The organism is bacterium (assembly GCA_024224155.1).
Classification (GTDB): Bacteria; Acidobacteriota; Thermoanaerobaculia; order Multivoradales; family JAHEKO01; genus CALZIK01.
The window spans coordinates 1-12,186 of sequence record JAAENP010000547.1; the positions used below are offsets into that span (position 1 = coordinate 1).

The window sequence follows — 12,186 nt, forward strand, 5'->3', positions numbered from 1 at the left end:
CTGTCCGATCCCATGGGCAAGGACTCCGACTACGTCGCGGAGTTCGAGGGTCCCGACCTGGATGCCCTGAAGAAGGCCATCGTCGCGCTGATGCCGACGTCGCAGGACTGGTGGCCGGCCGACTCCGGCCACTACGGGGGGCTCTTCATTCGGATGGCATGGCACAGCGCCGGCACCTACCGCATCCACGACGGCCGCGGCCGCGCCTCCTCCGGCACGCAACGCTTTGCGCCCCTCAACAGCTGGCCCGACCATGTGAACCTCGACAAGGCCCGCCGGTTGCTCTGGCCGATCAAGCAGAAGTACGGCCGCAAGATCTCGTGGGCCGACCTGATGATCCTCGCCGGCAACTGCGCCCTGGAGTCGATGGGTTTCGAGACCTTCGGCTTCGCCGGCGGGCGCGAGGACGTCTGGGAGCCCGAAGAGGACATTGACTGGGGGCCTGAGACCGAGTGGCTCGGAGACGAGCGCTACAGCGGCGACCGGGAGCTCGCGAACCCTCTCGGCGCCGTTCAGATGGGCCTGATCTACGTGAATCCGGAGGGGCCGAACGGTCAGCCGAGTGCGGTGGCTGCAGGCCGCGACATTCGGGAGACCTTCGCCCGCATGGCGATGAACGACTACGAGACGGTCGCGCTCGTTGCCGGCGGACACACGTTCGGCAAGTGCCATGGTGCCGCCGATGCAGACCAGTACGTCGGTCGCGAGCCCGAGGGTGCCGGCCTCGAGGAACAGGGCCTCGGCTGGAAGAGCAGCTTCGGCAGCGGCAAGGGCGTCGATACGATCAGCAGCGGGATCGAAGGCGCCTGGACCCCGACCCCGACCCAGTGGGACAACAGCTATCTCGACACGCTGTTTCGCTACGACTGGGATCTGGTGAAGAGTCCTGCCGGGGCCTGGCAGTGGGTTCCGACCGATCCGGCCGCGGCCGACACCGTGCCGGACGCCCACGATCCGTCGAAGCGGCACGCGCCGATAATGACCACGGCGGATCTCGCCCTCAGGATGGATCCGATCTACGAGCCGATCGCGAGGCGGTTCCTCGAGAACCCGGAGGAATTCGCGGACGCCTTCGCCAAGGCCTGGTACAAGCTGACACACCGTGACATGGGGCCCGTCTCGCGCTACCTCGGTCCGGAGGTTCCGGAAGAGCAGCTGTTGTGGCAAGACCCCGTACCCGCGGTGGACCATGAATTGATTGACGCGGAAGAGATCGCTGCCCTCAAGGGCAAGATCCTCGAATCGGGACTGTCCGTCTCCCAACTGGTCTCGACCGCCTGGGCGTCGGCGTCGACGTTCCGCGGCTCCGACAAGCGCGGCGGGGCGAACGGGGCGCGCATTCGCCTCGCACCGCAGAAGGATTGGGACGTGAATCAGCCAGCCCAACTGGGAACTGTGCTGAAGGTCTTGGAGAAGATCCAAGAGAGCTTCAATGGCTCGCAGTCCGGCGGGAAGAAGGTCTCGCTCGCCGACATGATCGTTCTGGGCGGCTGTGCCGCCGTCGAGCAGGCGGCAAAGAACGCCGGGCACGATGTGCAGGTTCCCTTTTCGCCGGGGCGTACGGACGCTTCACAGGAGCAGACCGACGTAGACTCCGTCGCCGTGCTCGAGCCGACCGCGGACGGGTTCCGCAACTACCTCGGCAACGGGCACGGCGGAGCGGCGGAGGAGCTGCTGGTGGATCGGGCTCAGCTGCTGACGCTGACCGCGCCTGAGATGGCGGCTCTCGTCGGCGGCCTGCGCGTCCTAAATGCTAACGTCGGTCAGTCCGAGCTCGGCGTCTTCACCGACCGGCCCGGGACCTTGACCCACGATTTCTTCGTGAACCTGCTCGACATGAACACGGCGTGGCAGGAGTCCTCCACATCCGAGGGTGTGTTCGAAGGGCGCGATCGCGCGACCGGAGAGCCGAAGTGGACCGGCACCCGCGTCGACCTCGTCTTTGGCTCGAACTCCCAGCTCCGAGCCATTGCGGAAGTCTACGCGTGCGACGACTCGCAGGTGGCGTTCGTGCGTGACTTCGTGGCCGTGTGGGCCAAGGTCATGAATCTCGATCGCTTCGATCTTTCTGTCTAAACTCCGAACTCGGTGCCCCGAGATCGAGCTCGGTCCAACCTTCTCCAGCTTCATGCACAAGCTCGGCCTCACGCCTGTCACAGGCAAGCGCGGCACGACCTGCCCCTCATCTCTTCGGCCTACGCGGGTCTCGCGCTACAGGGTCGGCAAGTGGGGGCGAATCTATGTCGCGGACACCGCGACTCCCGAGCAGGTCGACGCCGTCGCCTCTGTGATTCCGTTGGCGGTGCCGTTCTTGGGCATGGGTCCGATCGAAACGGTCGAGGTCATGCCGATCGCGGTCGAGCGGACGGAGACGATGTTGAAGTTCGCCGCGCCCGAGAGCACTGTCGAGCTCGAGATCGTCATGGGCGAAAACGGTGAGCCGATCAAGATCGCGAACCTGCCGGTGAAGGGGCTGCCTTTCCCGGAGTTCCACGACCACACGCAGTACAAATCGGTGATCTCGAAGCACAACTCGGAGGCACACCAGTTCGAGTGGAGCGGTCGAAACGGATTCGCCTCGAAGGTGGATCGGGCCGGAGACCTCCCGGGCGGAGACTCCTGATCTCGAGCTCGGACCCCCGCATCGAGCAGTGCTGGCCGGCCCACGTAGGCTGGGGTAGTCCTAGGTGTGCCCGGAACTGATCTCTTCTGCTGTTTGGCTCTTCTCATTACCTATCCCCTCTTTGCTCCGCGGGCAAGCGGGAGGTTCAGGCGGCGCGAGTTTCGGGAGGCTCTCGCCTCAGAAGCATGATGAAGACCAGGGCATGAGTCACCAGCAGGGCGGGCACGATGACCATGGGGATGAAGAACGTCGCACCCGGCACGAGCGAGCAGGACTCCCGTCTTCGAGTTCGGAGGACGCACTACGACCCAAGGTATTGAGGCTCGGAGAGTCAGGCTAGTTCATCTGCGCCACCAGCTCCTTGAACCGCGGCAGTTCGCGCAGCGGACCGAGATCGCTGTCGTGCTCGACCCACTCTTTCAGGCCGAAGCCGACCGCTTTGGGGGATCAGGCTGTCAAGCCGGTCGCCCTCGACGAGTTCCATGATGAGAAACGGGAGCCCGTCCTCCTCCTCGATGCCGTACAGGGTGACGATGTTTGGGTGGTTGAGGGCAGCCACGGCCTGCGCCTCGCGGCGGAAGCGCCCCAGCCTCTCCGGATCGCCGGCCCTCTCCGCCGTCAGGAGCTTCACGGCGACACGGCGCCCGAGCCGCGTGTCCTCAGCCAGGAAGACCTCGCCCATGCCTCCTTCGCCGAGCTTCTCGAGAATCCGGTAGTGCGCGAGAGTCTTTCTTTCCACTGTCGGCAATTCTAGTTCGCACCCAGTCAGTACGGCACGCCGAGGAGAGCAGCCCGCTCCCGTTGCTCTCCGGGCTGTGACGATCAGCTCCGCCTGGGACAACGAGTGAAATCGAAGGACGTGTCCTGCACGATCGGGGCGAAGACGGCGTTCTGGGCCAGGGTGAGATAGAGGCCGGTCACGCCGCCATTCTGTCTGCGATGCCTGCGTGCGTGTTCTTCTGACCAGAAGAGAACCGACTTGCGTCAGAAATCATCGATGATGTTGGACGCCTTGAGCCTGGTGAGGTCGACCATCGGCACGAAGAAGACCGGATCGCTCGCGGGGTCGTCGAGCGTGAAGCTCGAGTCGTGCCGCATCGTGAAGTGGATCGGCCTCCGGCAACACGCGCACTCCGATTCGACATCGAAAGATAGAGGCTCGTCTCTGAGTTTCCCTTGCACGAAGGGAGTCGCTACCGCGTCGACTCCTCAGGCGGCCCAGAGTCGCTCGCCACTGGAAAAGGCCACCTTGTGGGGCGTGGGCTCGACGGTGACCGGGTAGGCCCAGACCACCTCTCGCCCACCGGGTCGGAAGATGAAGATGAGACGCCGCTCCAGCTCGTCGAGGATCTCGATGACTCGCGACTCCTCCAACGCCAGCCCGTCGGCGATGTACTCCGGCGGCATGGGTGCGGCCAGGCGGGGCAGCTCGCGCACCACGAAGTGGTGCACGCTGCGATGCTCTTCGTCCAACCCGCCCAGGACGCGCTTGGATTTCTGCGCATCGCGTTGCAGCCCACGGGTGAAGACGAACCACGGGATGGGCACCATGTATCGCTTGAAGCCCAGCAGTACCTTGCTCATCTGGAAGCCTCCTAGTAGTTCCTCTTAATTTTATCAGGACACCCTGTAGGTTCTCCCTGCGCGGGGGCGGTTGGTAACCTGGGGACTGTCTGGTCTGCCGTGATTGCCACGCGCATCGGGGTCCTGCATCGCTCGAGGAGCACGACCGGGTCGGCAAGGTCGCTCCCTATACCCGTCGAGTGCGACAGCTAGCAACGCTCCGTATGCTCGGACGGCCGGTCTCTGCGCCGGTCCAACCTTCGATGCGCTAGACTCGGGTTTTTTAGTGTGCAGGAAGGGATCCGGGCGAGACCGCCCCGGCGCTCGCCCTGGAGGGTGACGCTCATGATCGACGGCAGGATTGCCAAGTACGAGATCCTTGAGGCTCTCGGAAAAGGTTCGCTCCTTGCTCGTATAGGCTTCTTCATATCCCGGCGCAAGCTGGGAAGGGTGGTGCGACCGGTTCGCGTCCACGCGCTGAACCCGCCGCTGCTGCACGGACTCTACGACGAACGCCAGATCGTCGAGCTGACCTCGACCCTTGCGTGGGAGAACTGCCGGACTCGCTTCGCCCACGCGCTCGACTTCGAGGCGGAGGGCTTCTCTGAAGGCGCCTACTGTCCTCTGCGGGAGGTGGAGCCCTGCTCCCTGGGGTGCCAGGGGAATACTGAGCCGCTCGACCTCGGGCCGGCGGAGAACAGGCCGCCCGACTTACTCTCCGACCGCGGGGGGGCGGGCCGTTACGCCGGACCTACCCCCTCGGGTGTCGCTGCGGTTTCTCTGCACCAACATGCTGGCGGCTGCCCGAGAGGAACTAGCTTGGTGGAGGATGGGCAACGCGACGTTTGCCGTTGCCCGAATGGCGCACCCAGGGCGCACCGCGGGCGATCCCGGCGGCGCGTCCGGATCGGCCGGGCGCTGGGGCGTCGCACGGGGGCTCTTCTTCTGTTGCTCGGGGGGTTCCTTGCGCCGGCCGGCGTCGTGGCCCAGGACGCGATAGTCCCCCTCCAGTTCAGCTTCTCCGACCCCGGCGCCCGTAGCATGGGTTTCGGTGGCGCCTTCGTCGCCCTGGCCGACGACGCCACCGCCGCGTTCGCCAATCCGGCCGGGTTGGTCCAGCTGGTGAAGCCGGAGGTCTCGATCGAAGGGCGCAGCTGGAGCTACTCGACACCGTTCACCGAAAGGGGCCGGGTGGAAAACCTCCCTAGCGGTTTCGGGATCGACACCATGGTGGGTCTCCGGACGGCGAGGTCAGAAGACAGCCTCACCGGCCTCTCTTTCCTCTCGTTGGCGTATCCGAAGGGGAGGTGGTCGCTCGCGGTCTTCCGCCATCAGCTGGCGAACTTCGAGTTCTCCGGCGAGACTCAGGGGCTGTTCGGGGGTGGAACGGATCGGTTCCAGGAGCGGTTCTTCGACCAGCGGATGTCGGCTGATCTGGACTTTGTGAGCTACGGTGTCTCCGGTGCCTATCGCATCAACGAGCGTTTCAACATCGGATTCGGGGTCACCTACCATGACTCCTCCCTGGTCTCGCAGGCGACCATGTACCTCCCGGATGAATACCCGGAGAACCCGCTCGGGCCGACCTCCTACCTTCCGGAGAGAGCACTCCTCACCCAGACCATCTTCGGGGACGGCACCGATTGGGCCCTGATCGGGGGTTTTCTCTGGAGACTCTCGGACAGCTGGAGGATCGGGGGCGTCTACCGGCAGGGGCCCGAGGCCGGAATCGCGGTCGAGCTCGCGGCGGGCCAGGCGTTCGATCCCGCAGTGCCGCCCGGAGAGGTGCTCGCCCGAATCGACGGGCTCTCGGTCGAGTTCCCGCCGGCCCTCGGTCTCGGCTTCGCGTATCGGGCCCCGGATGGCGGCCTCACGGTGAGCTTCCAATGGGATCACATCGAATACTCGACCATCGTGGAGAGCCTCGAACTCGAGGACCAAGCCCTAGCAGACGCGGACGAGCTACATCTGGGCGGCGAGTACGTATTCCTCGGCTCGACACCGATCGTCGCCGTGAGGGTCGGGGCGTGGCTGGATCCCGATCACCAGCTCGAAGACACGAGCGATGACCTCTTCATCCGCGCGCTGGAACGAGGCGGAGAGGACCAGACGCACTATGCACTGGGTCTCGGCGTGGCCCTCGCGAGCTTCCAGATCGATCTCGGGGTCGACTTCGCCGATACCGTGGATACCGTCTCGTTATCGGCCATCTACAGCTTCTAGGTAGGACTATCGGCCGGTGTCAGGAGGTGCGAGGAGTCCAGGAAGTTGTGCCCGTCGCACGCACCTTCACACGGACCTACCGGTGCAACGAGATGTTCGGCAGCGGTCCCAAACGCAACCTCCTTGCTATTCGAGAATACTCTGGATCTGGTCTTTCCACGGGCCACGCAGCCCGATGAGAATGAGGACATCCACCAGCAGCGCCCAGAACCTCGGACCCGGTGCGACTGCGCTCCACCATGGCAGAATCGCCAGAATAGATATCAGCGATCCAGCTACAGCCACTGCACCCCACCATTGCTGGCGGAGCAACATACCTGCGGCTGCACCAATAAAGCTGGCCAACGCTGCAACCCAAAGGATGCCGAACGCGCGGCCGAGGACCGTCTGAATCTTGGCGTCGCCTCCAAAGACCCAGGGGCTGTCACGGAAGCCCATTGGGAGGTCCGTCCACGCTGCAAGAAACCCGATTGCGTGGCCCGCACCATGTCCCAAGAGCGCCAAGGCAACGACGTATTTCATCATGGTCCTCGAGTTTCCACATTCGCTGACGAAGCTGTCAAGGCAGAAGCAAAGGGATCACGCCAGCGCGATGTGTAGGTCTGTTGACAAATACTCCTCCGTAGAGCGGGTATCAAGAAACTGGAGGACCTCGCGGCCCTCCTCGAGGCAATCCGTCGGGTCGCTAAAGAGGTGGGATGATTGTGAACAATTATTCCTCGCGAGGACTATCCTCGCTGACCATTCCAACTCGAAACTACAGAAACGACAGCAGAATGAAGAATTTCCAACTCGTTCGAGCGATCGTCGTCACAGTAGCCCTGTTCGCCATGGACGCCTCGAGCTTCGCACAGAGCTCGGCAGACACGGCAGGGGGTAGCCCGAACCGACTCTCAGTCCCTACGTTCAGCCGCGGCGGCGATAGAATACTCATCGACCGCCGACTACCTCCAAAGGAGGCTCCCATGGTCGACTTTGCACACGAACCCCTCGCCAGCTTCGGCGAGGACGACACCGAGTACGAACTGCTGACCGACGAGTACGTCGGCGTAGAGGAGTTCCACGGCGACGAAGTCCTGGTGGTGCAGCCCGAAGGCCTGACCCTCCTGGCCGAAAAGGCGATGCATGACGGATCGTTCTTCCTGCGCGAGTCGCACAACGCCAGCGTGGCCGCCATCTTGAGCGATCCCGAGGCGTCTGAGAACGACAAATACGTAGCCCGGACCATGCTCCAGAACGCGGTGGTCTCGGCCGAGGAGCAGCTTCCCCTGTGCCAGGACACCGGCACTGCGACCATCTTGGCGAAGAAGGGTGCCCAGGTGTTCACCGGCGGCGGCGACGAGGAGGCCTTGACGCGTGGCGTCTTCAACACCTACGCCAGCGACTACCTGCGCTACTCCCAGACGGCGCCGCTGACTCTGTACGACGAGAAGAACACCGGCTCGAACCTGCCGGCGCAGATCGACCTGTACGCCGCCGACGGTGACGAGTACAGGTTCCTCTTCATCGCCAAAGGCGGCGGCTCGGCCAACAAGACCAGCCTCTACCAGCAGACCAAGGCCTTGCTGAACCCCGACACCTTGCTGCCGTTTCTGGTCGAGAAGATGAAGAGCCTGGGCACGGCCGCCTGCCCGCCGTACCACATCGGCTTCGTCATCGGTGGCACGAGCGCCGACTGGGTCCTGAAAATGGTGAAGCTGGCAACGGCCGGCTACTGCGACAACATGCCCACCAGCGGCGACGTCACGGGCCGCGCCTTCCGCGACCTCGAGCTCGAGGAGCAGCTCCTGGCAGAGAGCCGCAAGATCGGCCTCGGCGCACAGTTCGGCGGCCCCAACTTCGCCCACGATATCCGAGTGATCCGCGGGCCGCGCCACGGCGCCTCGTGCCCCGTCGGCATGGCCGTGTCGTGCTCGGCCCACCGCAACGTGAAGGCCAAGATCGACAAGGACGGTCTCTGGATCGAGAAGCTCGACAAGAACCCGGCGCGCTGGCTCGTAGACGCGGGCGCGACAGACGGCGGCGAGGTAGTCAAGATCGACCTCGACCAGCCGATGGACGCCATCCTGGCCGAGCTCACCAAGTACCCGGTGAAGACCCGCCTGTCTTTGGCCGGCACGATGGTCGTCGGACGCGACATCGCCCACGCCAAGATCAAGGAGCGCATCGACGCCGGCGAGAGCATTCCCGAGTACCTGAAGAACCACCCCATCTACTACGCCGGTCCGGCCAAAACCCCCGAGGGCATGGCCTCCGGCTCGTTCGGACCCACCACCGCGGGGCGTATGGACTCGTACGTCGACCTGTTTCAGTCGCTGGGCGGCTCGAAGGTGATGATTGCCAAGGGCAACCGCTCCCAGGCCGTGACCGACGCGTGTAAGAAGCACGGCGGCTTCTACCTCGGCTCGATCGGCGGACCCGCCGCGGCGCTGGCCAAGGACTGCATCACGAAGGTGGAAGTCCTCGAGTACCCCGAGCTGGGCATGGAGGCCGTCTGGAGGATCGCGGTGCAGGACTTTCCGGCGTTCATCCTGGTGGACGACAAGGGCAACGACTTCTTTCAGGAGCTGTAGCGGCCCCAGAACCGGCTTAAGCCTAGATGCTCTCCTGACCAGAGGATTCCGGCGGGAACTCGGCCATCTAGTCTGGCTTCCGCCCTCTTCTAAGTGTCGATCGGTCAGCGGATCGGCGCAGGAATCACCGCTGCAGTCGACAGCTGCCGGAGTCAGAACTCGTAGGCGAGGGCGACCAGGCCGAAGAGTTCGACGTCCTCGCCCACGAGCTCGCGCACGAGCTGCTCCACAAAGTGCCCGCCGATCAGAAGCCCTCAAAGAGGGATGCGCCGGGGTCGGCACTGTGGGTTTGACCCAGGGTTCTCGTAGCGGTCGGCGAGTCGCCTCGACCGTGAGCGTACTCAAGTAGCTCAAGCTAGATCCAACGCCGGACTCGAGATTTGTATTCGAGATACGCGTTGCCAAATCTGGCTTCCAAGTACGCCTCTTCTTTTAGGACAACCACGTAGTGGATGACGATCATGGCCGGGATGATCATCAGGAGAATCCACACGTTGTTGAAGAGCACTCCCAAGGCCGCCTGGAGAATCGCCAGGGAAACGTAGGCTGGATTGCGCGAAAGCCTGAACGGGCCAGTATCGACGATCGCCGCGGTCTCTTTTTTCGGGTCCGAGGAGGTGCCATGGCGCTTGAACGCTCGCGTGAGCACAACCACACACACAACGACCACACCACTCAGAAGAACTCCGGCTGGCAGAACGTACTCGTAAGGCCCGAGTGGCCAAGGCCATCGCCAATTGAGGATCAAACCGAGAACAAGGCCTAGCAGGCATGGACGCGCCGGAGGCATACGGGACCTCACTGCTGCTTTGCTCATGGACGCCTCCTTTCCGCCCAACGTCCGCACCACCTCTCGGCTGCTATGGCCTCTCCCAGTGGCGATGTCTCCCGTACTTCTTGGGGCCCAGCGGCGCGAACTGCTGGCCTAGATCGGCGCCGGTTCAGGGGCTTCGGTCGGAATCGTGCTTCCAGCGGGCCGCCAAAAACCCTCCACCCGCACCTCGATCTCGGTGCCCGAAGGGATCTCCCAACCGCCGAGCTTCTTCCAGCCGGGCTCGAACGCGCCGTAACCGTCGAGCGACTCCTGGGTGAACGTGCGCTCGTCACCGTTGGGCGCCTTTAGGGCCACCTCGACCTTCTGGAGGGGCTCGTTCGAGGTGTTCTTGATCTGCACGATCTTGCCCGCGGCGATCAGTGATTCGCGGTAGGTGATCTCGATCGGTGGCGGATCGATCACTTTGGAGCATGCGATTGTGGTGACCGTTGAGTCCGGATTAGTCGGAACGACTCGCCAGTTCCATGAGCATCTCTGTGAGGTGTTCAAAGATCCAGAAATGCCCTGCGCCTTTTATGAATGTGGCCTCGCAATCGGGTATGTGTTCGGCGATGTACCGTCCCATGGCCAGCGGAGCGCTGATATCTTCCTCGCCGTGCCAGAGGCGAACCTTCGTCGTGATCTCGTTCAACGGTATGGGCCAGTTCGCCGGCAGCATGACGTCGTACCAGACCCCGATTCCTTTCTGACGGTAGCCTTCATTTCGGCTGGCCTGGATCTGCGGTCCGACTCCGAGGCGTTCGTAGTCTTCTCTGTCTTTTTCGCTGAACTCACTGAGTATCATCTTCCGATAAAGACCAGGCGCTCGTTTCGCCAGCCAGGCGAACAGCCTCATCTGCAGCTTGAACAACCCGGGAACCTTCGGCGCTTTTGCCCATAGAGCCCGGACCGGACCGGCCGCGCCTTGAATTGTTTCAGGTGTAAGCGGACCGACACTGCCGAAGACTCCCACCGCAGTCAACCGTTCCGGGATTTTCCAGGCGCACGCAAGGGTATACGGTCCGCCGCCGGACGCTCCGTACACGGCGAATTTATCCAATCCCAGCGAATCGGTCAGCGCCGTCAGGTCGCCAGGCCAGTTCTCCAAGGTGGTTACACCGTGGACATATTCGGTCTGTCCGTAGCCCGGCCTGTCAGGTGCGATCATGCGAAGATCCGACATACTGTCGGGATCGAGCATGAAGTCCCAGAGCAGCCGCGAGTTGGGAGTACCGTGGACGAGGATTAGCGGCCGGCCTTTCGGGTTTCCGTATTCCGCGAAGCAGATCTGCCGGCCGTCGAGTAATTTGAAGAATTGGGTCAGTTTATCATCCATATTTTCTCTTCTCCTTAACCGAGATTTGCCATTTGGCTCTCTCACGAGTTCTCTGACGCAGGGTTAGGGCAAGAAGACCACTCTTCCTGCCTCGTCTCGGGTGATTCCACCCCCGGCGAGGCTGCGGCGGGCGTGAACTCCGGGCGAAAACCGCTGACTCGACCGTCTTTCCGACCCCTTCGCTGTGTCCGAACGCACCGGTCCGGGTACTCGCCGAGCACTCCTGGGATACTCGGTGTCGGCTCCATCATCCCGGCTCCAGGAGAGGCGGCATGAGCCGGGAGATTCGGCGCAGGATGGCCCGGAAGAGCCGCTGGGGCACCGCCACCTCCGCCATCTGGAAGGTGACGTACCGGGCCGAGGAGACGACCTTCGCGCCGATCTTGATGAGCTTGCTCTGAAGGGTCGTCAGCGACCAATGGCTGACCCCGGGCGGGAGAGCGAGCCGGCGCAGGAAGTTCCCCAGGTTGTACGCCAGCGCAAAGAGCTGCAGACGGACCTGGTTGTCCACGAAGTCGTGGCAGGACAGCTTCGTCCACTTGACCGCGTTCTTGCCCTCCTTGATCCACTGCTCCGCCACGCCGCGCCCGTTGTAGAACCTCACCACTCCTTCCGCGTCCCGGCGCAGGTTGGTCACGATGAAGCCCACGCGGGGAAACAGCTCCCCCCGGTGCCACTCCACCTTCGCCACCACGCGGCGCGGCTTGTCCCAGCTCGCCGCACGATACGAGAAGCTCTCGTACCAGACGATCGGCTTCTTCGGCGGACGGCCCACGGGGCGCGTCAGCAGGTGCTCGATCTCGCGCTGCAGTACCCGATTGGCCGGGAGGCGGATGGCGTACAGGAAGCCTTCCTGCTCCAGGAAGCGGTAGACGTCCGGGTTGGCGAAGGCGGCGTCGCCTCGGAAGAAGCGTCGGAGCTTCTCATCACGGTATCGAGCCACCACCGGCTCGAGCACCGAGCGCCAGTCGTCGGCGCTGTGGACGTTGCCCTCGCGCAGCACCGCCCGCTCCAGGTCTCCGAACTGGAGCGGGTGGTAGCAGCTGCAGCGAAA

The 12,186-nt window shown here is 63.6% G+C and carries 11 protein-coding genes; 4 read left to right on the plus strand and 7 right to left on the minus strand.

Translation table 11 applies throughout. The features are described 5' to 3' along the window. Together katG and GY769_25265 are read left to right on the plus strand one after the other, a co-directional pair. A partial coding sequence (gene katG / locus GY769_25260) for a catalase/peroxidase HPI (GenBank protein MCP4205233.1) occupies positions 1-2,076 on the plus strand: 2,076 nt, incomplete at its 5' end. A gap of 52 nt (positions 2,077-2,128) precedes the next feature. Continuing rightward, on the plus strand, positions 2,129-2,623 hold the full coding sequence (locus GY769_25265; GenBank protein ID MCP4205234.1) for a hypothetical protein: 495 nt from the start codon (positions 2,129-2,131) through the stop codon (positions 2,621-2,623). 331 nt (positions 2,624-2,954) lie between these two features. On the opposite strand, the gene GY769_25270 is transcribed toward GY769_25265, so the two are convergent. Together GY769_25270 and GY769_25275 are read right to left on the minus strand one after the other, a co-directional pair. Next, positions 2,955-3,362 carry a protein kinase gene (locus GY769_25270; protein MCP4205235.1) on the minus strand — a complete coding sequence of 136 codons (408 nt, stop codon included), beginning with the start codon at positions 3,360-3,362 and terminating at the stop codon, positions 2,955-2,957. A 470-nt stretch (positions 3,363-3,832) separates the two neighbouring features. Beyond that, positions 3,833-4,207, minus strand: coding sequence for a hypothetical protein (locus GY769_25275; GenBank protein ID MCP4205236.1), 375 nt, complete (start codon positions 4,205-4,207; stop codon positions 3,833-3,835). A gap of 324 nt (positions 4,208-4,531) precedes the next feature. Here GY769_25275 and GY769_25280 point away from each other — a divergent pair, with 324 nt between their 5' ends. Beyond that, on the plus strand, positions 4,532-6,409 hold the full coding sequence (locus GY769_25280) for a hypothetical protein (GenBank protein MCP4205237.1): 1,878 nt from the start codon (positions 4,532-4,534) through the stop codon (positions 6,407-6,409). Positions 6,410-6,535: 126 nt separating this feature from the next. Here GY769_25280 and GY769_25285 read toward each other — a convergent pair whose 3' ends face one another. Then, positions 6,536-6,934, minus strand: a complete 399-nt coding sequence (locus tag GY769_25285; protein MCP4205238.1) for a hypothetical protein — start codon at positions 6,932-6,934, stop codon at positions 6,536-6,538. 440 nt (positions 6,935-7,374) lie between these two features. Between GY769_25285 and GY769_25290 the strand changes: the two genes are divergently transcribed. Further along, a complete protein-coding gene (locus tag GY769_25290) occupies positions 7,375-8,982 on the plus strand; it encodes a fumarate hydratase (GenBank protein ID MCP4205239.1) in 1,608 nt (535 codons plus the stop codon). Between the two features lie 355 nt (positions 8,983-9,337). On the opposite strand, the gene GY769_25295 is transcribed toward GY769_25290, so the two are convergent. The 4 genes from GY769_25295 to GY769_25310 all read right to left on the minus strand — a co-directional run. Beyond that, positions 9,338-9,799, minus strand: a complete 462-nt coding sequence (locus tag GY769_25295) for an isoprenylcysteine carboxylmethyltransferase family protein (protein ID MCP4205240.1) — start codon at positions 9,797-9,799, stop codon at positions 9,338-9,340. 108 nt (positions 9,800-9,907) lie between these two features. Next, on the minus strand, positions 9,908-10,219 hold the full coding sequence (locus GY769_25300) for a hypothetical protein (GenBank protein ID MCP4205241.1): 312 nt from the start codon (positions 10,217-10,219) through the stop codon (positions 9,908-9,910). Positions 10,220-10,256: 37 nt separating this feature from the next. Next, positions 10,257-11,132, minus strand: coding sequence for an alpha/beta hydrolase (locus GY769_25305; GenBank protein ID MCP4205242.1), 876 nt, complete (start codon positions 11,130-11,132; stop codon positions 10,257-10,259). A 247-nt stretch (positions 11,133-11,379) separates the two neighbouring features. After that, on the minus strand, positions 11,380-12,186 hold an 807-nt coding region (locus GY769_25310; GenBank protein MCP4205243.1), incomplete at its 5' end, for an IS1380 family transposase.